The 22,750-nt window shown below is 34.7% G+C and carries 28 protein-coding genes and 1 tRNA gene; 24 read left to right on the forward strand and 5 right to left on the reverse strand.

Going from position 1 to position 22,750, the window contains the following annotated elements; genetic code table 11:
- The 8 genes from LE180_RS02110 to LE180_RS02145 form a co-directional block, all read left to right on the forward strand.
- The coding region (locus LE180_RS02110) for a rod shape-determining protein (protein WP_374133835.1) at window positions 1–191 on the forward strand (191 nt) is incomplete at its 5' end.
- A gap of 400 nt (window positions 192–591) precedes the next feature.
- Window positions 592–1,431: a rod shape-determining protein MreC gene (gene mreC, locus LE180_RS02115; protein WP_374133836.1), complete on the forward strand. Its 840-nt coding sequence runs from the start codon at window positions 592–594 to the stop codon at window positions 1,429–1,431.
- A complete protein-coding gene (gene mreD, locus LE180_RS02120) occupies window positions 1,428–1,931 on the forward strand; it encodes a rod shape-determining protein MreD (RefSeq protein ID WP_374133837.1) in 504 nt (167 codons plus the stop codon). The genes mreC and mreD overlap by 4 nt, the downstream gene beginning before the upstream one ends.
- Window positions 1,932–3,725: a penicillin-binding protein 2 gene (gene mrdA / locus LE180_RS02125; protein WP_374133838.1), complete on the forward strand. Its 1,794-nt coding sequence runs from the start codon at window positions 1,932–1,934 to the stop codon at window positions 3,723–3,725.
- Window positions 3,722–5,071, forward strand: coding sequence for a rod shape-determining protein RodA (gene rodA / locus LE180_RS02130; RefSeq protein WP_374133839.1), 1,350 nt, complete (start codon window positions 3,722–3,724; stop codon window positions 5,069–5,071). The genes mrdA and rodA overlap by 4 nt, the downstream gene beginning before the upstream one ends.
- A gap of 337 nt (window positions 5,072–5,408) precedes the next feature.
- Window positions 5,409–5,585, forward strand: coding sequence for a hypothetical protein (locus tag LE180_RS02135; RefSeq protein WP_374133840.1), 177 nt, complete (start codon window positions 5,409–5,411; stop codon window positions 5,583–5,585).
- A gap of 780 nt (window positions 5,586–6,365) precedes the next feature.
- A complete protein-coding gene (gene argF / locus LE180_RS02140) occupies window positions 6,366–7,292 on the forward strand; it encodes an ornithine carbamoyltransferase (RefSeq protein WP_374133841.1) in 927 nt (308 codons plus the stop codon).
- The gene (locus LE180_RS02145) at window positions 7,255–7,851 is read left to right on the forward strand and encodes a nucleoside triphosphate pyrophosphatase (RefSeq protein WP_374133842.1); all 597 of its coding nucleotides are present in this window, start codon (window positions 7,255–7,257) and stop codon (window positions 7,849–7,851) included. The genes argF and LE180_RS02145 overlap by 38 nt, the downstream gene beginning before the upstream one ends.
- Here LE180_RS02145 and LE180_RS02150 read toward each other — a convergent pair.
- The 3 genes from LE180_RS02150 to LE180_RS02160 are packed head-to-tail and all read right to left on the reverse strand — an operon-like array spanning window position 7,841 to window position 9,871.
- Window positions 7,841–8,512, reverse strand: a complete 672-nt coding sequence (locus LE180_RS02150) for a SurA N-terminal domain-containing protein (protein WP_374133843.1) — start codon at window positions 8,510–8,512, stop codon at window positions 7,841–7,843. The two genes, LE180_RS02145 and LE180_RS02150, sit on opposite strands and share 11 nt — an antisense overlap.
- A 23-nt stretch (window positions 8,513–8,535) precedes the next feature.
- Window positions 8,536–8,898, reverse strand: a complete 363-nt coding sequence (locus tag LE180_RS02155) for a polymer-forming cytoskeletal protein (protein ID WP_374133844.1) — start codon at window positions 8,896–8,898, stop codon at window positions 8,536–8,538.
- A complete protein-coding gene (locus LE180_RS02160) occupies window positions 8,891–9,871 on the reverse strand; it encodes a M23 family metallopeptidase (RefSeq protein WP_374133845.1) in 981 nt (326 codons plus the stop codon). The genes LE180_RS02155 and LE180_RS02160 overlap by 8 nt, the downstream gene beginning before the upstream one ends.
- Before the next feature lie 254 nt (window positions 9,872–10,125).
- Between LE180_RS02160 and LE180_RS02165 the strand changes: the two genes are divergently transcribed.
- From LE180_RS02165 to LE180_RS02195, 7 genes are all read left to right on the forward strand, one after another.
- Window positions 10,126–10,198, forward strand: a tRNA-Thr gene (locus LE180_RS02165).
- Between the two features lie 402 nt (window positions 10,199–10,600).
- Entirely contained in the window at window positions 10,601–11,125 is a 525-nt protein-coding gene (locus LE180_RS02170; RefSeq protein ID WP_374133846.1) for a hypothetical protein, read from the forward strand.
- Between the two features lie 1,066 nt (window positions 11,126–12,191).
- Entirely contained in the window at window positions 12,192–12,368 is a 177-nt protein-coding gene (locus LE180_RS02175) for a hypothetical protein (protein ID WP_374133847.1), read from the forward strand.
- Between the two features lie 18 nt (window positions 12,369–12,386).
- Window positions 12,387–12,629 carry a TIGR04255 family protein gene (locus LE180_RS02180; protein WP_374133862.1) on the forward strand — a complete coding sequence of 81 codons (243 nt, stop codon included), beginning with the start codon at window positions 12,387–12,389 and terminating at the stop codon, window positions 12,627–12,629.
- Between the two features lie 54 nt (window positions 12,630–12,683).
- Window positions 12,684–12,941 carry a hypothetical protein gene (locus tag LE180_RS02185; RefSeq protein WP_374133848.1) on the forward strand — a complete coding sequence of 86 codons (258 nt, stop codon included), beginning with the start codon at window positions 12,684–12,686 and terminating at the stop codon, window positions 12,939–12,941.
- Window positions 12,938–13,435 (forward strand): hypothetical protein, encoded by a 498-nt coding sequence (locus tag LE180_RS02190; protein ID WP_374133849.1) that lies wholly within the window; start codon window positions 12,938–12,940, stop codon window positions 13,433–13,435. The genes LE180_RS02185 and LE180_RS02190 overlap by 4 nt, the downstream gene beginning before the upstream one ends.
- Entirely contained in the window at window positions 13,425–13,847 is a 423-nt protein-coding gene (locus LE180_RS02195) for a hypothetical protein (protein ID WP_374133850.1), read from the forward strand. Before LE180_RS02190 ends, LE180_RS02195 begins: the two co-directional genes overlap by 11 nt.
- Before the next feature lie 179 nt (window positions 13,848–14,026).
- Here LE180_RS02195 and LE180_RS02200 read toward each other — a convergent pair whose 3' ends face one another.
- Entirely contained in the window at window positions 14,027–14,359 is a 333-nt protein-coding gene (locus LE180_RS02200) for a DUF5675 family protein (protein WP_374133851.1), read from the reverse strand.
- Between the two features lie 472 nt (window positions 14,360–14,831).
- Between LE180_RS02200 and LE180_RS02205 the strand changes: the two genes are divergently transcribed.
- Both LE180_RS02205 and LE180_RS02210 read left to right on the forward strand, forming a co-directional pair.
- Entirely contained in the window at window positions 14,832–15,350 is a 519-nt protein-coding gene (locus LE180_RS02205) for a Panacea domain-containing protein (protein WP_374133852.1), read from the forward strand.
- On the forward strand, window positions 15,331–15,831 hold the full coding sequence (locus LE180_RS02210; protein WP_374133853.1) for a DUF5675 family protein: 501 nt from the start codon (window positions 15,331–15,333) through the stop codon (window positions 15,829–15,831). Before LE180_RS02205 ends, LE180_RS02210 begins: the two co-directional genes overlap by 20 nt.
- A gap of 603 nt (window positions 15,832–16,434) precedes the next feature.
- Here LE180_RS02210 and LE180_RS02215 read toward each other — a convergent pair.
- Window positions 16,435–16,578, reverse strand: coding sequence for a hypothetical protein (locus tag LE180_RS02215; RefSeq protein ID WP_374133854.1), 144 nt, complete (start codon window positions 16,576–16,578; stop codon window positions 16,435–16,437).
- A 289-nt stretch (window positions 16,579–16,867) separates the two neighbouring features.
- Between LE180_RS02215 and LE180_RS02220 the strand changes: the two genes are divergently transcribed.
- The 7 genes from LE180_RS02220 to LE180_RS02250 are packed head-to-tail and all read left to right on the forward strand — an operon-like array spanning window position 16,868 to window position 22,657.
- Window positions 16,868–17,719, forward strand: a complete 852-nt coding sequence (locus tag LE180_RS02220; RefSeq protein ID WP_374133855.1) for a PASTA domain-containing protein — start codon at window positions 16,868–16,870, stop codon at window positions 17,717–17,719.
- 2 nt (window positions 17,720–17,721) lie between these two features.
- Window positions 17,722–18,372 carry a ribulose-phosphate 3-epimerase gene (gene rpe / locus LE180_RS02225; RefSeq protein ID WP_374133856.1) on the forward strand — a complete coding sequence of 217 codons (651 nt, stop codon included), beginning with the start codon at window positions 17,722–17,724 and terminating at the stop codon, window positions 18,370–18,372.
- Entirely contained in the window at window positions 18,369–20,123 is a 1,755-nt protein-coding gene (locus tag LE180_RS02230) for an N-acetylmuramoyl-L-alanine amidase (protein ID WP_374133857.1), read from the forward strand. The genes rpe and LE180_RS02230 overlap by 4 nt, the downstream gene beginning before the upstream one ends.
- Complete coding sequence (murI, locus tag LE180_RS02235) at window positions 20,089–20,913, forward strand: glutamate racemase (RefSeq protein WP_374133858.1); 825 nt, start codon at window positions 20,089–20,091, stop codon at window positions 20,911–20,913. The genes LE180_RS02230 and murI overlap by 35 nt, the downstream gene beginning before the upstream one ends.
- A 2-nt stretch (window positions 20,914–20,915) precedes the next feature.
- A complete protein-coding gene (queD, locus tag LE180_RS02240) occupies window positions 20,916–21,287 on the forward strand; it encodes a 6-carboxytetrahydropterin synthase QueD (protein ID WP_374133859.1) in 372 nt (123 codons plus the stop codon).
- A 4-nt stretch (window positions 21,288–21,291) separates the two neighbouring features.
- A complete protein-coding gene (gene queC, locus LE180_RS02245) occupies window positions 21,292–21,942 on the forward strand; it encodes a 7-cyano-7-deazaguanine synthase QueC (RefSeq protein ID WP_374133860.1) in 651 nt (216 codons plus the stop codon).
- Complete coding sequence (locus LE180_RS02250) at window positions 21,923–22,657, forward strand: 7-carboxy-7-deazaguanine synthase QueE (protein ID WP_374133861.1); 735 nt, start codon at window positions 21,923–21,925, stop codon at window positions 22,655–22,657. The genes queC and LE180_RS02250 overlap by 20 nt, the downstream gene beginning before the upstream one ends.
- Window positions 22,658–22,750 lie beyond the last annotated feature (93 nt).

Consider the following 22,750-nt stretch of genomic DNA (forward strand, 5'->3'; position numbering starts at 1 on the left):
ATCGTGGAATAATATTAAGCGGTGGCGGGTCTCTTGTAAAAGGGTTTCCTGAGTTGCTGGCGCAAGAAACTGAACTTCCTGTAAATCGTGCTGACAATCCTCTAACTTGTGTTGTAAGAGGGACAGGCGTATATTTAGAAGAGTTAGATAATATCAAAAAGTCTAGAAGGTCCAAAAAGGGAAATATATAATCAAGTGACTTCATAAGATGATAGTGCTTTGGAGACAGATTGTGAAGATTGTAGTAATTTCCATGTCTTCAAAATAAGTCGTTCTTTCCTAGTAGCTTGCCCTATCGAGATGCCTTAATCGAGAAGTAACGGCGAAGTCGTCGAGGTATGAGAGGGTGACAATGCCGTTAGGCATTGAGGAGACATGTTCTCGCATTGATGTTAGGGAACAGCTAAGGAACAATTCTGAACGAAGTGAAGAATACAGTGCTATAATTTTTTGTCGTTCCGAGACGTGTTGTATGTTGCCCCGTTTCGTTGCAAGGTGCTTTTCATGCGTTTTGTCTGAGTAAAACTGTAGAGTTTCTGTTTTATAAAGTTAGTCGACTCTAGATACTTACTTTTCGCTGAGTCTTATAAAATGTACCAAAATCAAAAATCAAAACGTGAAACTATTATTTTTGTAATTTTTCTATTAATTGGATTGTCTTTTATAATCGGCAGGTTCACTGCGTCTGTAAGTCTTATAAAAAATTTTATTTACCACATTGCTTATCCTAATTTAAACGCGGCAAATTTTATTTTCCGTTCAGTGGGTAATTTTGCCGACAATCTTAAGGCAGTAACATATCTGCGTCAAGAAAATATTGCGTACAGACAAAAAAATCAAGAACTTTCCGATAAACTTCGTAATTACGAGTTAATGTCTCAAGAGTATAAAAGCCTATTAAACCTCTTAAAATTAAAAAGTATTCCAAACACAATGTCTGTTTTTGCAAAAATTTCTGTTAGAGATACTAGCGAGTGGTATCAGTGGTTGATTATAGATAAAGGCTCAGATGACGGTTTATACAATGATCTCCCGGTTGCAATGTTTAATAAAGATAGAAATACACTATGTGCTGTTGGCAGAATAATAGAGACATATAAAAGCTCAGCCAAAGTAGTTTTGATTACAAATCCAATTTATGCACTTCCTGTAGAAATTAAAGGTAAAGATATTAACTGTCTTGCTGAAGGATTTGATTCAAACCTATTAAAAATAACGCATATTGCCCACGGGTCAGATGTTAACCCCGGTGATGAACTTGTTGTAAGCGAGTTAAGCTCAGTTTTTCAAAAAGATATGCCTGTTGGGATCATAAAAGATGTAATGGACGAGTCATCGCTTGATTTTAAAGTCGCTACGGCAGAAGTTTTTTTTGAAGCTCATACACTTTACGACGCTGTTATTCTTGTTCCTAAGCCGGAGACAAAATGAAAGAGTTAATATTTTATATTTTTCTATATATCGTTTTTTGTTTGCTTCAGTTTTCATTTGGCAAGTATCTTAATATTTGTGGTATTTTTCCAAACTTTATATTGATCCTTATTGCATATCTTGGCCTTTCAAAAAGAACAATAAATGCTCAAATACTCGGCTTTTTGCTAGGACTTACGTGGGACGTATTTTCGCCTAATGTCTTTGGGGTTAGAGCTATAATGTTTGCCTCTATGGGATATTTTACGGGACTTCTCGGTAAAAATTTTGACAGGGATAAAATTTCTACGCAGTGTGTTGTAGTGTTATTTTCAAATATTATATATTGGTTAGGATTTAATTTTACTTATTATATTCTTCCAAACGGTGGTAGTAGCCATACATCATTTGCTTTTATTACTCTTCAAGGAACCATGAGACTTATTGTCACGGTTATAATTGCTCCTATGGTGTTCTATATACTTGATTTTCTAATCGACTACATATACAGGGAAACGTAGATGGTGTGGCAGAGAGAAGATAAAAGCGCTTATGAGAATTTTCTCAAAAAACACAAGGCGATTCTTGTGTTTTTTATGTTCTTGTTTGTTTGTTTGTCCATACGTCTTTTTTATCTCCAAATTATCAAAGGTAATAAATACAGAGATATTTCTGAACAGCAAAGAATACATAACACTCGCGAACGCGCTCCGCGTGGAATAATATATTCTGCAGACAACTTACCTTTTGCTGAAAATAAATTTACGTACGTTGCGCTGTACCACCCATATGAGCATCATTTAAAGCCTTCAGAACAAGTAATACAAGAGCTGAACAAAATTTTAGGAAGAAAAATCAAACATACAGTAGATAAAAATTGGAGATTCGGTAGAGTTATAAAGCTTGCTAACAATCTTTCAATGGAAGAGATGTTTAAATTACAAGAAAAAAAATTAAGTTTAAAAGGCGTTGCCGTTGCAAAAGAATCTAGTCGTGTTTATTGTTCTCCCGAAGTTATAAGCCATATAATAGGTTATACAGGCGAAGTAAGGTCTGATGAAATTGAAGACTTGGCAGAACACGGATATAAAATGGGAGATTATATAGGCAGAGGAGGTATAGAGCAGACTTATGATCAATATCTTCAAGGAAAAGATGGCGGTTGGCAGATAGAAGTGAATGCAAGAGGTTATCAAGTGAAAGCGTTTAAATATATTGCTCCTGAAGTCGGGGCAAGCGTTTACTCGACAGTAGATTTAAAGCTTCAACAAGTGGCCTACGATGCGTTAAACAATAGCGATACAGGTATTGGCGCAGTGGTAGTTTTGGATGCAAAAACAGGGGCTGTAAAAGCGTTAGCATCATGTCCAGGGTTTGATATAAATGCGGCTGGCAACAGAGAATTTGGCAGATACTTAAAGGATAAAAGACTTCCTCTTTTTAATAGGGCATTACAAGCTCTTTATCCTCCCGGATCTATCTTCAAAATAATAACGTTTGCCGCGGCTGTAGATCTATTAAATATTGATCCTTCAGAGATCGTGGAATGTACAGGTAATTTTGAGCTCGGAGATAGGCATTATGTTTGCTGGAACAAACTAGGTCACGGAAAAATGAATATTATTTCCGCAACAGCGCAATCGTGCAATATTTATTTTTATCAATTAGGACTTAAGCTTGGCGTGAGAAATCTTGAGAAGTATGCAAAAAAATTCTGTTTGGGGCAAAAAACAAAGATAGATTTACCTAACGAAAAAAAAGGTTTTGTTCCTAATCCTGAATGGAAAAAAACAAAAGTGAAAATGCCTTGGCTCCAGGGAGATACTGTAATATTTTCTATAGGGCAAGGAGCTCTTTGGTCAACGCCTCTGCAAATGGCGCATATGATGTCTGTTGTTGCAAATAAGGGCATACATCATAAGCCTTATATAGTTGATAGAGTCATAGATTTAAGTGGTAACAAAGTGTATGAACATGAGTTAGAGCTTGGTGATGAGTTAAAATTGTCTGATAATACTTGGACGCTTCTTCATAAAGCTCTTTTAGAAACAGTTGAAAATGGTACCGGAAGAAGATGTAAACTTCCGGGTATTAAAGTTGCAGGTAAAACAGGAACGGCGCAGAATCCGCAAGGAAAAGATCATGCGTGGTTTGTTTCTTATGCACCGGCCGATAATCCTGAACTTGTAATGGCAATTATTGTTGAACATGGTGGCGGAGGCGGAATAAATGCTGTGCCTATAGGCAGAAAAATATATGAAGCTTATTTTAATTTAGAAGTTTTGCAAGAAGAAAACAGGGAAGCTAAGAAATGATTCAAGAAAAAAACTTTTTTCAACATCTTATTTCTAATATAGACTGGTGGCTTATTTTTGCAATAGCATTGTTAATGATTATAAGTTTTGGCGCAATATATTCTGCCGGTGTTAACTACGGAACATCGATTAGATATCTTTCTGTACAGTGTTTGGCATCGGGGATAGGTCTTGTAGGACTTCTGTTGCTTACAAGCATTAATTATCAATATTATAAATATCTATCTAAATTTGTGTATATTTTATCTTTGGCTCTTTTGATTTCCGTGCTAATTTTTGGATCTGTTAAAAGAGGAACAAAAGGCTGGTTTGATTTTGGTTTTATTTCTTTTCAGCCTGTAGAAATTGCAAAAATAATGTTTATTTTAACATTATCTGCGGTTCTCGATTTAAAAGCAACCGAAGTAAAGAAATGGTATTTTTTGCTTTCAGCATTTACAATATTGACGGGACATTTAATACTTATAATGATGCAGCCTGATTTTTCTTCAACGTTGTCTTATTTCCCTGTAACTTTGGTTCTTCTTTTTATTATAGGCGTTAATCCGTTTTATTTAGGATGTATAGTAATTTTAGGTGGTTTTGCCGTAGGCATTCCTCTTGCTAAAACCTTTTTAAATATACAGATGAAGTTTTTAGAAAGTGAAATAGTTCCGATTAATATTTTAAATTTTTTACAAACAGGCAGTGGCGAGTTTTATATAATTGCCGCGATATTAACTTTGATAATAGGAATCTGGTGGTTTTTTTGGAAATTAAGGATTAAGATTCCTATTGTTTATACTGTTGTTTTATGCGTGGCAATAATAATTGGTTGTTTAGCGTCTATCTCTGTCGAAAAATCATTAAAAGATTATCAAAGAAAAAGACTTGTAGCGTTCTTAAATCCCAATGTTGATCCAAGAGGTTCAGGTTATAATATAATACAATCACAAATAGCTATAGGTTCAGGCAAGTTTACGGGAAAGGGTTTTAAGAAGGGTACGCAAACGCAGCTCGGTTTTCTCCCGGAACAACATACGGATTTTATTTTTTCTGTAGTAGGAGAGGAAGGCGGGTGGATTTTGTCGCAGCTTACGCTTCTTCTCTATTTTATGTTTATTTGGCGCGCACTTGTAATAGCAAAAGAATCTCGTGATAGATATGGTTCTCTTGTAGCGACTGGTCTTGCTACAATGTTTACATTTTACGTTGTAATCAATGTAGGTATGGCTATGGGTATGATGCCTGTAACCGGAATGCCGCTACTAATTCTTTCCTACGGAGGGTCTTCCATTTTTTCATCGTTGTGCGCCATCGGTATTTTATGTTCTATACGAATGCGAAGGCACACTCATGTTAAATGATGAGGGATTGATTGTTGTGCTATAGTTGACTATAGATTTGCAAAAATTTATTAAAAGATATAGAATCATTGTGCGTTGTTAATTGTTTAAGGGAGATGTGAAGATGAAGAAAGTATTTGTGATTTGTTGTTGCTAGTAGTATTCTCAAGCATGTTAGTAGTGGCTGAAGCGCGACCCGAAAGTAGGTAAGTGTGAGGAAAGATATAAGGAAGTAGAAGGGGTTCCAGAAGCAGGAGTTATAAGAGCAAGTGCTATCGTAGGATTTATGATAAAAAGTAAATAGATAGCATGTTGGATTTTTAAACGAGGCGTTGGACTTCGTAAAGGAGAGGTAAAGATGAAGAAAATTGTGTTGGTTGTAGCTTTTGCAGCATTTTTTGGTTTTTCACTTGTAGCTTGTGCATGCAAGAAAGAACAGACGGCTCCTGCAACAGCAGCAGTTGCCGGAGCAGTTGACGGAGAAGAAAGTTCGCAGGATGTGATGACAACTTCTACAGAAGAAGTAGCGCAATAAAAAGCAATTTTTTATCAGTCTTCGATGCTATCTGTTAGCTCGAAGACTGTTTTATTGGTAGATTTTCAGTATTTGATTGCTTTTTCAAGATGTTTATTAGAGTTTCTGTATAAATATTAAAACTCTTTAGAGTAGGTTATTATAGGGATACAGGCAAAAGATGAGTTGCAAACTTTAAACGGGGATTGTAGAGTTGTTGTAGTAGATTCCTCTTTTTAAAAGAGGTGGCGAGTGTAGCTCGATGGGGTAAATTTATAATCAAGACATGTTTAATCTTGAGATTTATACGGGACTAATTATGTTTTAAGCATTAGAACAAATCAGTAACTGGGATCACTGCGCCTTTGTATTTATCTTTAATAAATTTCTTTACTTTGTCAGATTGTAAAAAATTAACCAAAGTTCTGATTTGATTGTATGGTCTTCCACTCTTTTAGAGCTTACGGCTACAATGTTTGCATAATGGGCATCTTCTTCCTCGCTAAAATTCTAGACTTTTGTAAATCAATACCAGCTTCTAAAGTTTGTAACGTAGGTGGCAAATTGATCTCTTACTCTAGGGATAAAAGACGAATCAATTCAACAAGGTTAATAGGTTTTATGTATGTTTTAACATCGCAAATACTTGTGGTGTGAGGAGAAATAGTTTGTTTTAGTTTTACAAAACCCTTGTTTGACAAAAGTTCAATATGTTATGGAATACTACATAAATTTGCTTTAAGCGTTTAGTTATTGTAGAATCTGAGATCATTCAAGTAGAGGAAGATTTTGGATAAAATCATGGCAAAGAAAGATTTACTATCAATTTACGATTTACCAGCAAAAGAAATAAAAGCAATACTAAACAAAGCAATCGAACTTAAAGGCAAAAAGAAATATCTTGATGTTTTTAAGGGCAAAACTTTGGGGATTTTATTAGAAAAACCTTCGACGAGAACGATGGTTTCTTTTTCTGTTGCTATGGTGCAGCTTGGCGGCGCGCCTATATTTTTAAATGTTGAAAAAATGCAGCGGTCAAGAGGCGAGTCCATACATGATACAGCGCTTGTTTTATCGCGTTTTCTGGATGGTCTTATGATAAGGGCTTTTAACCATACAGATGTAGAAGAGTTTGCAAAATATTCTACAATTCCTGTTATAAATGGTCTTACAGATTACGAACATCCTTGCCAAATTTTGGCAGATATTATGACTGTCATGGAGTTTCATAAAGCGAAAACAATCGAAGCTTTAAAAAAAATTAAAATTGTTTTTACGGGTGATAGCAATAATATTGCCAATTCGCTTCTTGCTATAGCTGCTGTGTTAGGTCTTGACCTAACTATAATTTCTCCGGAAGGATATTCAACAAAAAAAGAGATTTTGAACAAAGCTTTAAAATATACCGCTTCAACGGGCGCTGAAATAAAAATTACAAGCGATATTAGTGCAGCGAAAGATGCTGATGTAATATATACAGATGTGTGGACATCTATGGGTTTTGAATCTGAAGAAAAAAAGAGAAAAAAGATTTTTGCTCCTTATCAAGTAAATATCGAATTTCTTAAAAAAGCTTCTTCAAAATGTATTGTTCTTCACTGTCTTCCAGCGTTAAGAGGGGAAGAAATTACTGCAGAAATTATGGATAAATATGAATCTTCAATATTTACGCAAGCGGAAAATAGACTTCATGCTCAAAAAGCTGTCTTATTACACTTCATCAAATAAAGAAATTATTCTTGCTTCGTCTTCTCCGCGGAGAATCTCCTTGCTTAAACAATGGGGTGTATTGTTTAGAGTTGTTCCAAGTGGCGCTGACGAAAACACTACTCTTGTAAAACCTTCGTACGTAGTAAAAGAACTCGCATATAGAAAAGGATCTTGCGTTGCTAAGCGGTATCCGAATTTTTTGGTTTTGTCGGCAGATACCATTGTTGTTTTAAATGGTAAAGTTGTCGGCAAACCCAAGAGCAAAAAAGAATCTGAAGAAATAATAAGAGAATTAAACGGAAGCACTCATAAGGTATATACCGGCGTTGCGATTATTAAAAATAATAAAAAATCTATCTTTTATGATATTGCTCGCGTTAAAATGAAAAAACTGCCTGAGAATACACTCAAACAGTTCTTCGGAAAGCATGTGGATAAAGCAGGATCCTATGCTGTCCAAGATGCCGATGACAACTTTGTTGAAAAAATTTTCGGCGACTACTACACGGTTGTCGGTTTACCTTGCATAAAACTTGCCAAAGAATTAAAAAAGTTTAACATCAATCCTAAAGTTTGAAAATCAAATCGTTTCTTACTATTACAGAATTTTTGACAACACCTGAACACCATTCGTTTAATGCAGCATTTATTTTTGATTGTAGTATAGCAGTCTTTGTTATTTGCGGATTTTGTTTAGCAATTTCGTCAAGTTCATAACTCCATACTTTTATAGAAGAATCAATCATCATTTTGACTCTATTTCCGGCAATTTGTTTTTTTCTTAAAGACTCGTACTCCCTGGGCTTCATATGTATAGACGCTAAAAATGTCATATATTTGTTTTTATTGAAAACGCCGTTATCTTGAAATGCTACTGAATTTTGTAAATCTGTTTTCAACTCTTCATCCGTTATTACAATGCCGTAAAGTTTAGCCTGCTGATAAAAAACTTCATCCTGTACCAAAGCAGTTTGAATAGCTCTTATTTTTACTTCTCTTATGTCTTGCTCGGACAAAGATTCATCCGTTGTTTTATAATACATTTCTATTGAATTCGAATACATTGCATAGTACGCACGGTACAGCCGCATAGATATCTTTGCGCCGTTTACCTTTGCTACATAATCAATTTTTGGACCAAAAAAATAAGACCCCGCTCCTAAAAAAGTGCCACAGATAAAAGCAGTTAATGCTACAATCAAAATTACACGCGTGTGCTTTCTAAAAAAATTCATCATTCCAGTTTCTCTCCATTATAAGGTTAGTCGACTGTAGTTTCTTTTATCGTCATTGAAGAATTCCCGTAAAAATGAGCGCCTTCGGCAATAGTCAATATATTTGTTTTTATATCGCCAAAAACTTTTGCTTGGGGTAAAATTTCTATTGTTTCCGAAGCGTTAATATTTCCTTTTATTAGTCCGGCGATTACAATTACTTTTGTATCGATTTCGCCTGTTATTTCAGCTTTTTCTCCAACAATCACACCACCAGCTATTATGTTGCCATTAATTTTACCATCAATGCGTACAGTCTTATCAGTTTTAACTGTGCCTTCAACAGTTGCGCTATGTCCTATAAGAGATTCAACAGAGTCAAGCAAACTTTTAGATTTTTTCTTAATCATACTTGATTACTCCTTTTTTGGCTTGACTGAAAAAATAATCTGTTAGATATAGTTTTGGATTGATTGTTCTGCCCTTAAGATGTACTTCATAATGTACATGGGAGCCTGTTGACGTGCCTGTGTTGCCCATTTTTGCAATGTTCTGTCCTCTAGTTACAAAATCACCTTTTCTTACAAGACTTTTAGCAAGATGTCCGTAAACTGTTCTATAGTTATGATCGTGATCTACGACTACTACATTGCCGTATCCTGACTGCCATCCGGAAAAAACAACTTTTCCATCTGCTGTAACGTTTATTGGCGTATATAAGGCATTTGCAATATCAAGACCTGGGTGAAAGTCTTTTATGCGAAAAATAGGGTGTTTTCTAAAGCCGTAATCAGAAGAGATGTATCCCTCACAAGGCCAACCGCATGGTGTTGCCATAAAAAGCGACTTTTGCTTACAGATGTGAGACACTATTTCATCATAACTTTGATTCATAAATTTATACTGCTCATATATGGCATCACTCTGCTGCGAAAGATCTGAATAGTTCATCAATTTATCAAGACTTCCTGAAAGAATCGCCGTAAATGTATTTGTTTGAGCAGGCGTAGGTCCGCCTTTACCGAGACTTCGCCCAAGACCTTCCGTTATTATGGATTTTTTTACATCCAATGCAAGCAACGAACGAATTTTTTCATCGTTAATCTGTATTTTTTCGAGTATATTTTTTGTTTTTGCAAGCTGATTTGCGAAGAAGAGCAATCTAATCTGCATTATTTTATTGTCCGTCTTTGCTTTGATATAATCAAAGTGTTTGCTTGCAAGATACCCTGCCCAAAGGGTTATGGCTGTCCATGAAACAACCAACGCGCACACCAGAAAAAGAGAAATACTGATTTTGAAAGGACCTTTTTTGCCATGAGGAACAAAAAGTATAGTAATTCTTCTTTTTAGCTTATCGCTTATTGTGCGAAATATTTTCATAAGACTAATGGTATCATATATGGGAATTTTATGTCAACATTGTATTTTTGTCTGACAAAAATGTAGGAAGAAGCGTTTAATTGACAGAAATGCTTTTTTTATTATAGAATCAACCCAGTTGTAGTTAACTAACTTTATGTTGATACAATAGTGTTGCTTAAACTTACCAAAAATAGGATTAGCGCAAAAATAGTGCGTTGCGTCTGTTTTTAAGCTAGCGCAATGCCTCGATGTAAAGTTAGTTTGCTGTAGATGCCGACGTAGCTCAGTTGGTAGAGCAGCGGTTTTGTAAACCGCAGGTCGTAGGTTCAAGTCCTATCGTCGGCTATTTCTACACAAAACGAAGAATTCGTCTAAAACTTAAGAATTGTATGCTTGTGAGACGATAAACAGCTCAAAATCTCAAATATTCTTGGAGTATATAAAACGCTCTATAAAAACATAACTCGTTAGCAAAACAATCACAAATCATTTTAACGTATTTTCTATACTCCTACCAAAACTCCGCTTGTGCTTTTAACCTCGTCGATATTTTTGCATTTTGTGATTAAAACGCAAATTATGTACTTAAAATCCGATTCCGCCATACACAATTTTACTGCATAATCAAACTAAAAAAATGTTATTTTAAACTCTAAAAGTAAAGCTTGTTTGACTTGGTTTGAAAGAGAGGCATTGATTTTTCTTTTTGTTTTTGGTACTAATTGATGTAATTAAACATTTGAATTTATGCTTAAAAAAACTGTAGCAGTGCTACTAATGTTGTCAATTGTGTTGTCTTCGTGCGGTAAGGATAATAAAGGTAATAATTTGACACGTATATCTGAAGCTGAAGATTCACCTTCTTCTCCACCGGCACCAACATCGACACGAACAAAAACTGCTGAACTCTATACCCCTGCCCAAGTGGGTGATGAACCAGCCTCAAAAAAGAGCGAGTTTATAAGCCCCACCACCACACAAACAGCCTCTAAATCCCCCGGTGATCCGGGAGATTTAGAGACAAAGCCCAAGTGGTACGATCATCTCTTTCATTATAGCTGCCTTGGAGCAATGGGGGTGGGATGTGCATCGATGATTGGTACTGGACTAGTCAATAAGAATCTCACCACTACACTAGTAGGACTGGCATTTCTAGGGGCGGTTGTTGGTATTGGGTTTAAAGTAGCAACAGAGGGGGTGGGAAGTAGCAACAGGTGGGGGGATTCGAATGTGGATGATGATTGGTTTTGGAGGGATACACCCTGGGACTAATCCGGAGTATGGTCGTTGATAGGAACACGGTCTATGAACAATGAGGGACAAAAATAATGATATTAAAGAAATACGTGGCGTTACTTGTTTGCTTGAGCTTCATCCTTTCAGCATGCTACCCTCGATAAGTCTAGCAAAGCTAGTAGCAAAGCTAGCGAGTTCACAACAAGAACAACAAAGGTCGAAGAACCGGTGTGGATATCCCGTCATCGTACTTGACCACGACTTCCGATAAAAATAGATATTCCTGAAAAAATACAGGATAGTCCCAAAAAAACATCTAATGATTTGAAAACACAAAATAAATATGTTTCTCCAAAATGGTTGACTAACTAAGCAATAGTGCGTTGCTTTTAATAAAGCAGTGTTTTGTTATATAATTTTCGCTCATTTTTAAGCAATTTGTAAGCTCTCATTGCAAATCAACGACAAAACTACCATGCTTATTGTACACAATTTTACTGCATAATCAAACTAAAAAAATGTTATTTAAACTCTAAAAGTAAAACTTATAGGGCGTTTGCCTAAAGGCGCTAATTTTGATAATTATAGATGTAAGAGATATGTCGCAACTGCAGAAGATTGGCTTAGCAACAGACCAAGAAAACATCTTGGCTGTTTAACACATCAAAGATGTTTTTAGTTCTGCTGTTGCGTGTGCGATTTGAATTTGCCTTTTATTTTACTTTGTAATATGTTACCATTTCATAAGCATTTCACAAATATTTTATCAATTCCTACAAGTTGTCAAGGGATTATTTAGTAAATTATAAACTAGATAAATGGGAGGGATTAACATGGTTGATAAAAATTACGAATACTTTTCCGAAAACATGCCAGAACTTTATAAGAAATATGGGCATAAGTTTTTGGCTATAAAGAACGAGAAAGTTATCGGATAATATGATACTTTTGACGAAGCAATAAGAGAAACCAACAAAACTGAAAAACTTGGAACATTTTTAGTCCAGGAATGTTTTGATAGTGAAGATGAAAGTGTGCATCATTTTCAAGGCAATGTATCCTTTGACTTTCACTCGGGGCAATAAATAATAGAGAGCGTAAAATGGGGAATTTAGAATACGGCAAATTGAAAAATCCTCCTGTTAAAGAAACAGTCATAGGTATAGAAATCAATAATTATTTTAATAACATTGAATCTACTCCGTTATACGATGAACTTTTAAAAAGATATCCCAAGAAAAGTTCTATTTACAACAAGGTTACAATAAGTAAAGGGTAGATACTAAATGGGGATGAAATTTGCGGATATTGCTTTCAAACCGATGATCAAAAGCAAAGTATTATTATAGATAATAAGAGAATTATTTTTGCAGATAAAAGCGCCTATACTGGATTTGATGATTTTTATGAAAAATTTAAAACAGTATGCGATATTATTCAAAAGAATAAACCAATAGAAAAGTGCTCTCAGCTTGCGTTAAAATATGTAAATCAATTTTATATTGATCAAGATGAGCTTAATTCAGAGCAACCGAAGTAGCCGAAAATAAAGTTTTTACCAAATTTTAATAATATTAAAGACGACGGTACGAATATGTTTGCTCAAGTGACAGGATTTTCTGGCAACTATTTGTTGCAATCTGTAAAAAATACAGAGATGAAAGCATTTGTAAATACTGATTTAAAGTTTGTTGGTCAGCCTCCAAAATTATCGACGCTTTTTGTCATAGATACGGTTATTAACATGAGCGATATAAAAAATATAGATACTTGCATTAAGCAGTTAAGAGATTTTAAAAATACTGTTTTTTTTGAAAATGTGAATAAAGACATAAAGGAGTTTTCAAAATGATATCTATGCTAAACTCAAATCAAAAAGAAATCAAAAACATTTCTATGCTGTTTATTAAAACCCCCGTCGCTTTTAATAATATATTGGACGATATAGGAGATTGGACAGATATAAATTTTCAAAACACTTTTGCTCTTTCGAGATATAAAGCGATAAAAATGGGTATGTTAATTCAAGAACTACTTGATATTCAAAAGGAAGCTCGGCAATATGGCGAATATGAATTGACAGATAATGTCATAAATAATGCAACTGAAATTCTGAAGTGCATTGTAGAAGAAAACATAGAAATTCCGCATTTTTCATCCAATCCAATGAAACAGATTGGATTTACTTGGCATCCAGATAAATATATAGTATTTCTAACAATAGACGCTTCAGGGACGCTTAATTTTACGAGAATGGAATTAGAAGCGCCAAACAAATGTTCATCTTTTCGTGGCAATATGGACGATATAAGCTATATATTATCCGGAGTTAAAGATGCCATGTAGTCTTGTGCATACAGAGTTATTAGATTCAGATACTGTAACGAGATTTGTTAATAATAGAAATTGCATTGAGAAAAATACGAGTGTGCGTTTTTCGCCCAATGCGTTTATGTTTCCCAAAAGCGACAAAGCTCTGTTTTTAGCGCATATTGATGGATTAAGCGCTGATGATATTTGGAATCTGGAAGATACGAAAGTTTTTGCAAATGTTAAATTGAGTGCCAAAGAGAAATTTAAAACTGTTGCAAGAGCAGATATGATTGTTGGAGAATTAAAAAAAGTTTTTATTAACGATGGATTTTGTATAGAAAGGGATAATTGCGATTTTGATAGACATGTCAAAGCTTTAAGCAACATGGAAAAACAACAATTTGCCACTAAATTAGCAATAAATTGTTTGCCTAAGATGAGATAGCGTGATTTTATGGCATTTGTATATAAACGTGAAATAATCGTGTATCATTACTTCCACTATAAACTCAAAACACATTGATTTTTCAAAGACTTTCAGATATTCTCAACCGTTATCCAACACTTTTGATAGCTCTAAATTAAATCTATAATCTTTTGTTCGTACTGCGTAGAATAACTGACCTAAGCAATTCTATCGTTCTTTCCGGGAAGTATGCAGCCTTGCGTATCCTTTGCGGTATTTCCTCTATGGATACGCACACCTGTAAAACCAGCCACATTTAGAAGCAATGGCAAGTCTCTGTTAAACCTGTTGCTGTGGTTCACTATTACTTTATATTCCCCTCTCGGTATAAGCATTCGTGATATTTTACTCGGCTCTAACGTATCGCACAACGATTTATTGTTTTCAACAATATTATTATGCTCGTCATACCCGCTAAACTTGAGTTTGCCGATAGTATAATTGTCCTTAAAGGCAACTCTCTTTAAAAATAATTCTAAATCTTGTTTCATAAATACATTTTATCTCCTAAATCAATTAAGTTTGACAATTTCATTAAAAAACGTTATCATATTATCACCGTCGCAGCTATTGTTAATAGCTCTAGCTGTTACCCCGAGTTGCGAAAGTGGCTCGGGGATTTTCTTCTCCCTTGACATTAAAAACAAAAACATTTAGAGTGTTGCCATGAAGAAATATCGTATCGACTGCCTATTTAATGACAACAGTTTCATTATAGGTGTAGCTTCCGCCTTTAATCTTATGGGTACTTTTTTTGATTACAACTATTGCCAAACAGGTCAAGAAACTGACGCAAAAGCGCTCGAAAACGACTGGGGCGTTACAGGTCAAGATTTGCTAAAAGTCGTCTACAGTTGATGAAATAAAAAGATGAAATTTATGTTGTCAATTAGAAGAATACTTCAAGCGCTGTATTACATACAGAGCAAAACGCCTACTTGCAATGACGCTAAATGCAACATCATGTATTTGCTCAAAATGATGTTTTTTGCCGATAGATATCATATTAGACATTTTGGCTTTGTCGCCTCGGGCGATACTTATGTCGCTATGAAGCGCGGACCTGTCGGGTCGGCGACAATGGACATTTTACGCAAGCAAATGCCTCGTCAAGCTAATTCGACTGAAATGTCGTTGCTTGACGATGTTTCAGTCGTAAGTGAAAACGACGTTGAAATAGCAAAACAGGACGACGACGAGCTTTCAAAGAGCTTTATACGATCGCTAGATTTTGCGCTTAAAACTTACGGCGACCGTAGCCAGCTTGAACTGAGCGCTATAACTCACGATTATCCCGAATGGAAAAAACACGAAACAGCCATAAATAGCGGCACAAGTGGCACAAAGTCTATTCCGATGGATTTTAAAGATTTTTTTGACAATCCTGAAACATTGAAGTATTCTAAAACAGACCCTTTCACTGACGACAAAGATTTTTTGCGGGCGCTTAAGGATGATTTCAGTGGTCAAAGTTCCTGCTGAACTTATCCCGTGTCGTAGATGGGTTGCGTATAAAAATGCTCTTCTTCCACAAGGTTCTCAACGATTGCATACGGTGGTAATTGTTTATCGAACATCGTCAAAAATCAAATACTTTTACATCACTTCGCAAGTAGAAAAAGCCAAAATGCGGTACAAATACGATACGTCTGCATTAGAATTATTTTTAAAGAGAGTTGCCTTTAAGGACAATTATACTATCGGCAAACTCAAGTTTAGCGGGCATGACGAGCATAACAATGTTGTTGAAGACAATAAATTGCTGTGCGATACGCTAGAGCCGAGTAAAATATCACAAATGCTTATACCGACAGGGAAATATAAAGTAATAGTCGACCACAGCAACAGGTTTAACAGGGACTTGCCATTGCTTCTAAATGTGGCTGGTTTTACAGGCGTGCGTATCCATATAGGAAATACCGCAAAAGATATCGCAAGGCTGCATACTTCCCGGAAAGAATGATAAAATTGGTTGGGTTAGCTATTCTACGCAGTACGAACAAAAGATTATAGATTTAATTTAGAGCTATCAAAAGTGTTGGATAACAATCTCGCCAAATTTTTTGATTATACAGTAAAATTATGTACAATAAACATAGTAGCTTTGTCGTTGATTTGCAATAAGAACTTACAAACTGCTTACAAAGTTGGCAAAGTCATATATAAAGTCAATGCCGATAAAGAGCATGGTTTAACAAGATGGCGACCTTGCAGAGGCTCTACATCTTTTGCTAGTCTTACCGCTATCATTGGCATAAGGAGCAAGACCTGCTGGAGCAACAATTTCTCTTAGCAAGGTCGTAGTAGTTTTTCGCCTACTGATTTCACAGAACTTATTGCTTCTGTAATGCTTCAATGATTACTCTTATGGAATGTTTGCCTCCTTTTCCGTCAAAATATCCTTCACGAGTGCGCTCTTTTTGAAGCATTCCTTTAAGATTTTCACGATGACTTGTAAGCTCTTTTAACTGTTCGTTTTTGCCTTGCTCGTGTAATCTTTAAGTCGTTAGCATCTATTTTGTCAGTTTTGGCTTTTTGTCTGTAACTTGGTATAAACTGTTTTACTCTACGACCTTGCGCTCGCTCTATGGACATTGTAATCGTGAATCGTGAACTCTTTGACAACTTCGGCTTCATAGTCGCCTGTTAAGTCCATTAAGACCAAATGTTCTTCACTTGCTAAATAAAGAACGAATGCTTTCTTTGTCATTAGTTACTGTGTAGTACTGATTGTTTTTTGGTACATCGATGCCTACAAATTCAGTGTATAAGGTTTTTGGCGTTTTGCGCCTCCTTTTAATTTGATATTAGCTTCCTGCTTTCAATTATTCCCATGCTACAAATTAAAGTTTGCGCATTTGCAACCTCATCAAGCTTTTACCTTATACACTTAAATTATACTTGTTTTTTAAGGAACAATACCTTCGTCAATGCCTCTTGGCATTGCCATCCATTTTGAAAAAGTGGAATAACAACGTAGATCCTTCGCTTCACCCAAAATGGCGACGATAATCATACATCGTCAGATTTTGTCTGCCACCTCTTTTAGTGAAAGGAGAATTAAAAACAGGCTGGAAGCAAGGATAGAGGAAAAATTACAACAGATTATAATAGAGGGAAAAATCTTGTCTCATAAACTTTCAAAGGTGTTTATTGCATTGGCAATTATAGGTACTGCAATTTATTTTGCTTTTAATATGATTATGAGTTCTTTAGTCCACAGCAATAAGGAAATTGTAACGCCGAATGTTGTAGGCAAAAGTCTTTATAACGCCTTGGAAGAACTTTCAAAAGAAGGTTTTGGAATAAAAAAAGACGGTGAAGAGCCGAACCAAAATGTACCTACCGGTACAATTTTAAGACAAAATCCACTCGCAGGAATGACAGTAAGAGGAGGGAAAATTATTAGAGTAACGTTAAGCCAAGGTGGCGAGATTATCTATGTTCCTGATTTAATCGGACAAACTATACGCTCGGCAGATATTGCTTTAAGATATGCAACTTTGGTTATGGGAGAAGTATCAAGAAAGTTCTCGATTTTTGCAGAAAAAGGTATAGTTATCTCTCAAGATACAGTAGCAGGTTCCAAAGTAGATAAAGATTCTGTAGTAAATATTGTAGTTTCGGATGGAATGCCTCCCGAAGGCATTATTCTTATGCCAAATTTTATCAATAAAAATATTGAGAGAGCAAAAACGTGGGCAGAAGAGCATGGTATTAATGTAAATGTTAAAAGTGAGGAATCATCGAATATTGAAACAAATACAATTACAGAACAGTATCCGGCAGCTGACACAGATGTGACAGATGAAAAAAACATAACTGTAACAGTTGCAGTTAATTTGGAATGAAAATGAAAAAAATTATTATTGCCCCTTCAATTTTATCTGCAAATTTTGCAGCGCTGGAACGAGACGTAAATATTGTGGAAAAAGCAGGTGCAAAGTGGATACATATTGACGTAATAGACGGTCACTTTGCGCCAAATATTACGATGGGACCTGCAATTGTAAAAGCCTTAAGAAAAACAACAAAATTGTTTTTTGATATCCACCTTATGATAACAAGTCCTGAAAAATATTGGCAAGATTTTCAAAAAGCTGGCGCTAATCTAATAACTTTCCATAGCGAAGTTCAGGTCGACAAAAGAAAACTTATAGAAAATATAAAAACATCAGGTATTAAAGCAGGCATATCAATAAAACCTAAAACTCCTGTTTCTGATATAGAAGATTTATTGTCTTGTCTTGATCTAGTTTTGGTTATGACTGTCGAACCGGGTTTTAGCGGACAATTCTTTATGAACGACATGATTCCAAAGATAGAAACTTTAAGAAAAAACATTGATCAAAATAATTATAATTGTCTTATTGAAATTGACGGAGGAATAAATTCTCAGACTTCCTCAATTTGTATTCAAGCCGGAGCGGACGCGTTAGTCAGTGGTAGCTATATTTTTTCGGCTGAAAATCCCGCTGAAGCAATTAAATCTCTTTCCTTATGAAAAAACTAACAACTTTATTGTTGTCATCATTTATATTATTTTTTGCCGGATATTGTTTCGCCGATAAAAAAGGATCCGTATCATCGGAAAACATCAATGTAATTGTTGACGGAAATGCTTTCAGAGATACAAGTGTATATAAAATGTCCGAACAAACAAAATATTTTTCCGTTAAAGAAATTGCCAAGATATATAGCGCCATTCTTGAATGGAAACCCGTCAGCTCTCAGGTAACAATACATCTAAATAACAGAAAAATAGACATAAAAGCAAATAGCGCCTATGTTGTTTTTGGAAGAAAATTAAAAAAAATGTCTTTGCCGTCAAGATTAATAAAAAACGATATATATATTCCTCCTGAAATTCTTACATCTCCTGAATTTGCTGAAATTGCTGAGGCTGATACTAAATGGAACTCGTCGGCTTCTGTATTAAATGTAACGCATCATTCCAATATTTCTAGTGTCAGATATTTTACAAGATCTGAAAGTACGCAAGTGCTTGTACAACTTGATGAACCGTTATCTTATACTGTTTCAAAAACCTCAGGAGCAGTCGTTTTAAAAATATTAAGAGGTAAAATTCAACCGGACTCTATAAACGTAACCAATGGCGTAATTAAAGATATATATTATGGAATTGATGGACGTTCTGCAGTAGTAAAAATCAACCTAGAGCAAACGCCCAAACTTGTGAAAACTTCAACACTCACAAAACCCGACAGAATTTCCATTGATATAATTCATTCTAAAAATATTGACTTGTCAAGTTTAAAAGAAAAAATAATTTCTGAATCTGAAGAAGATTATACCGTTCAAGATCACAATACGCAAGAGTCTGATCTAACGCTTCCGGAAGAATATGGTCAAGCGCAGGTCAGTGAATTTGTATCTGAAATTGAAAATGGGAAAAATAATCAAGATCTCTTAAATATTCCTGTTACAAAATTTGAACATGCAAATATCATTGACGACAGTTATATGATAGTTGACGATGCCGAAAGCGCCGTAGAAATTCTTACAAAAACTTCAGATGGTAACAAATCTTATCATAAACGTAAAAAAATTATAGTCCTTGACGCAGGACACGGCGGTAGAGATCTCGGCGCAATAGGACCAAACGGAACTAAAGAGAAGAACATAAATTTAGAAATAGTTTACGAACTAAAATCTATTTTTGATCATGATAGCAATTACAAAATCATTCTAACTAGAAAAGATGATACCTTTATCCCTCTCGCTGAAAGAACAAATATAGCAAATAAACATAATGCGGATTTATTTATATCTGTGCACTGTAATACAAATTTTGATAGAGAGGTGAGCGGTTTTGAAATTTATTACTTGTCCGAAAACGCTACAGATTCCGAGGCGGGTGCAACAGCAACGCTTGAAAACTCTGTTTTGGAAATGGAAGGGAAACCCAATAAAAGACAAGCGTTGCTCCAAAATATGTTGTGGTCCATGACTGTCACAGATTTTATAAACGATTCTTCAAAATTAAGCGGTTTTATAATCGCGGAAGCGCCAGGCAGACTTAAAATACCAAATAGAGGCGTAAAACAAGCAAACTTCTACGTACTGAGAGGCACTCAAATGCCGTCAATACTTGCAGAGAGCGCTTTTTTAAGCAATTATACCGAAGAAGCAAAACTCAACTTAAGAAAATTTCGCGTAGCAATAGCCGACTCCATATATGAGGGGGTAGTAAAATATTATGCAAAACAAACAAAAGAACAAAAAAATAAATAATAATCCTATAGGAATTTTTGATTCAGGTTTTGGCGGACTTACGGTAATGTCTGCAATAAACAAAGCTTTGCCGTTAGAAAATCTCATTTACTTTGGCGATACAGCTCATGTTCCGTATGGAACAAAATCAAAAGATGCTGTGATAAAATTTTCAAAAGAAATAGTCGCTTTCTTAATAGAACACAAAGTGAAGCTAATCGTTATAGCATGTAACACAGCATCAGCTTTTGCTCTGCCGATTTTACAAAAAACCTTAAAAGTTCCTGTTATAGGCGTAATAGAACCAGGATCAAAAGCTGCCGTACATGTATCAAAAAATAAAAAAATAGGAGTCATAGGCACAGAAGGAACAGTACAAAGTGGAGCTTATCTAAAAGAAATAAATAAAATTAAAAAAACTAACGTATATCAACAGGCATGTCCATTATTTGTGCCACTCGTAGAGGAAGGTTGGACTAATAGTGAAATTACAAACAGTATAGTTCAAAAATATATAAAGCCTCTTCTGAATAAAAACATTGATACTCTTGTTTTGGGTTGCACACATTATCCTCTTTTAAGAAAAGTTTTAGAGAAAAATATAAATAAGAATATAGTTCTTATAGACTCTGCAAAAGCTACGACCCATGAAGTAAAAAATGTTTTAAATCAAAAATCTTTACTTGCAGACGGCAAACAGAAAAATTTTTTAAAATTTTATGTAAGCGATAATCCTAAAAAATTTAAGACAATAGGTAGAAGATTTTTTTCTAAAAAAATATCAGATGTAAAAAAAATAGAAATGGAGTAAATATGAAATATAAACTTTCAGTTACAAAAAGATTTGCTTCCGCTCATTGCTTAAGAGAATATAAGGGTAAATGTGAAAATTTGCATGGACATAATTGGTGCATAAGAGCGGCTTTCTTTGGAACAAAACTGAACAATGCAGGTATGCTGATAGACTTTACTGATATAAAAAAACATTTGGACGATATTATTGCTTATTTGGATCATAAATTTTTAAATGAGATATCTCCTTTTGATAAAATTAATCCCACAGCAGAAAATATAGCATCGTTTATCTTTGAACAGCTTCAAAACATGGAAACCGAAAATGCAAAAGTCTGCGAAGTGGAAGTTCTGGAAAGTGAATCATCCTCGGCAACTATTTATAAGGATTAAAAAAATGAAAAAAGATAAAAAAGCAGTAATTTTATTTTCTGGAGGATTAGATTCTACAACAGTTTTATATTGCGCATTATCTAAAGGATACAAATGCAGTTGTTTGATGTTTGATTATGGTCAAAAACACAATAAAGAGCTTAAGTCTGCTGTCAAAATTGCAAAGACTGTTAAAGTCAAATACTCCATTATTAAAATCAACCTCCCATGGTCTGGCGACGTGTTGACAAATAAAAACAAACTAGTTCCCGTTCACAAAGTTTTACCCAAAACAATTCCTCCAACTTACGTTCCAGGAAGAAACACATTATTTCTTTCTTACGCATTGTCTCTTGCGCAATCCATTAACGCGCAGGTAATTTTTATAGGCGTTAATGCTATAGACTTTTCAAATTATCCGGATTGTACTCCTAACTTTATAAAAGCATATAACAGTGTTTTAAAAGCTCTTAAAACAAAAATAACCGTTCAAACTCCTCTTCTAAAACTAAATAAAGCGCAGATAATAAAACTTGGGACAAAGTTAAATGTCCCTTATAAAAACACATGGACATGTTATAACGGTTATAAAAAACCGTGCATGAAGTGCGATTCTTGTAAGCTAAGAGCAAAAGGTTTTAAAGAGGCAAAATTCAATGACCCTGCCATTGCATAAAGTGCGAGCCCCTTTTTATGAACTTTTTTTCTCTTTTCAAGGAGAAGCTTTATATACAGGGTTACCTCAAATTTTTGTGCGTTTTTCCGGATGTAATCTTAAATGCAACTATTGCGATACCATATATTCAACAATAATATCTAAAAAATCAAAATATTTAACTGTTGACGAAGTAATAAACAAAATTGATTTGTTATATAAAGAGAATAAAAAAAAATTTGTTTTTGGAAAACCATCAGTTGTTTTTACAGGTGGCGAGCCGTTGATGTATGCTGATTTTTTAGAAGTATTATTGCCAAAATTAAAAAGAAAAGGATTTAGTATTTATCTTGAAACAAACGGTACATTGCCAAAAAAACTAAAACAAGTCATAGAATTTTGCGATACAATTTCAATGGATTTTAAACTACCGTCAGAATCTAATAAATTTTTTTGGAAAGAACATAAAACTTTTTTAAAAATTGCTCAAAACAAAGCATCATGTCAAGCTTTTACTAAATGCGTTATAACTAAAAATACAACAATTTCAGAAATAAAAAAATCCGCAAACATAATAAAAGACATTTCAAAAGAAATCCCTTTTGTTCTTCAACCTTCCATTGACAAAAACAAACCCAAAATACAAAATCTATACAAGTTCTATACCGAAGTTCAAAAAATTACAAATAATGTGCATCTTATGGTACAAATGCATAAGATTTTTAAAATAAGATAGCGCTGTCTTCTCATACTTTTGTCAGACAAAACAAAAGTATCAAAAATTCTTGCCGTTGAGCGCCCTCGCTTCATATTTTATTATTTTTCGTTG

It is taken from the genome of Candidatus Endomicrobiellum pyrsonymphae, assembly GCF_020328025.1.
Classification (GTDB): Bacteria; Elusimicrobiota; Endomicrobiia; order Endomicrobiales; family Endomicrobiaceae; genus Endomicrobiellum; species Endomicrobiellum pyrsonymphae.

Bases quoted from the DNA above. Each gene is read 5' to 3' on its own strand.
- mreC (WP_374133836.1), top strand. From the start codon at position 592: ATGTACCAAAATCAAAAATCAAAACGTGAAACTATTATTTTTGTAATT.
- mreD (WP_374133837.1), top strand. From the start codon at position 1,428: ATGAAAGAGTTAATATTTTATATTTTTCTATATATCGTTTTTTGTTTG.
- mrdA (WP_374133838.1), top strand. From the start codon at position 1,932: ATGGTGTGGCAGAGAGAAGATAAAAGCGCTTATGAGAATTTTCTCAAA.
- rodA (WP_374133839.1), top strand. From the start codon at position 3,722: ATGATTCAAGAAAAAAACTTTTTTCAACATCTTATTTCTAATATAGAC.
- LE180_RS02135 (WP_374133840.1), top strand. From the start codon at position 5,409: ATGAAGAAAATTGTGTTGGTTGTAGCTTTTGCAGCATTTTTTGGTTTT.
- argF (WP_374133841.1), top strand. From the start codon at position 6,366: ATGGCAAAGAAAGATTTACTATCAATTTACGATTTACCAGCAAAAGAA.
- LE180_RS02145 (WP_374133842.1), top strand. From the start codon at position 7,255: ATGCTCAAAAAGCTGTCTTATTACACTTCATCAAATAAAGAAATTATT.
- LE180_RS02150 (WP_374133843.1), bottom strand. From the start codon at position 8,512: ATGATGAATTTTTTTAGAAAGCACACGCGTGTAATTTTGATTGTAGCA.
- LE180_RS02155 (WP_374133844.1), bottom strand. From the start codon at position 8,898: ATGATTAAGAAAAAATCTAAAAGTTTGCTTGACTCTGTTGAATCTCTT.
- LE180_RS02160 (WP_374133845.1), bottom strand. From the start codon at position 9,871: ATGAAAATATTTCGCACAATAAGCGATAAGCTAAAAAGAAGAATTACT.
- LE180_RS02170 (WP_374133846.1), top strand. From the start codon at position 10,601: ATGCTTAAAAAAACTGTAGCAGTGCTACTAATGTTGTCAATTGTGTTG.
- LE180_RS02175 (WP_374133847.1), top strand. From the start codon at position 12,192: ATGGGGAATTTAGAATACGGCAAATTGAAAAATCCTCCTGTTAAAGAA.
- LE180_RS02185 (WP_374133848.1), top strand. From the start codon at position 12,684: ATGTTTGCTCAAGTGACAGGATTTTCTGGCAACTATTTGTTGCAATCT.
- LE180_RS02190 (WP_374133849.1), top strand. From the start codon at position 12,938: ATGATATCTATGCTAAACTCAAATCAAAAAGAAATCAAAAACATTTCT.
- LE180_RS02195 (WP_374133850.1), top strand. From the start codon at position 13,425: ATGCCATGTAGTCTTGTGCATACAGAGTTATTAGATTCAGATACTGTA.
- LE180_RS02200 (WP_374133851.1), bottom strand. From the start codon at position 14,359: ATGAAACAAGATTTAGAATTATTTTTAAAGAGAGTTGCCTTTAAGGAC.
- LE180_RS02205 (WP_374133852.1), top strand. From the start codon at position 14,832: ATGTATTTGCTCAAAATGATGTTTTTTGCCGATAGATATCATATTAGA.
- LE180_RS02215 (WP_374133854.1), bottom strand. From the start codon at position 16,578: ATGACAAAGAAAGCATTCGTTCTTTATTTAGCAAGTGAAGAACATTTG.
- LE180_RS02220 (WP_374133855.1), top strand. From the start codon at position 16,868: ATGGCGACGATAATCATACATCGTCAGATTTTGTCTGCCACCTCTTTT.
- rpe (WP_374133856.1), top strand. From the start codon at position 17,722: ATGAAAAAAATTATTATTGCCCCTTCAATTTTATCTGCAAATTTTGCA.
- LE180_RS02230 (WP_374133857.1), top strand. From the start codon at position 18,369: ATGAAAAAACTAACAACTTTATTGTTGTCATCATTTATATTATTTTTT.
- murI (WP_374133858.1), top strand. From the start codon at position 20,089: ATGCAAAACAAACAAAAGAACAAAAAAATAAATAATAATCCTATAGGA.
- queD (WP_374133859.1), top strand. From the start codon at position 20,916: ATGAAATATAAACTTTCAGTTACAAAAAGATTTGCTTCCGCTCATTGC.
- queC (WP_374133860.1), top strand. From the start codon at position 21,292: ATGAAAAAAGATAAAAAAGCAGTAATTTTATTTTCTGGAGGATTAGAT.
- LE180_RS02250 (WP_374133861.1), top strand. From the start codon at position 21,923: ATGACCCTGCCATTGCATAAAGTGCGAGCCCCTTTTTATGAACTTTTT.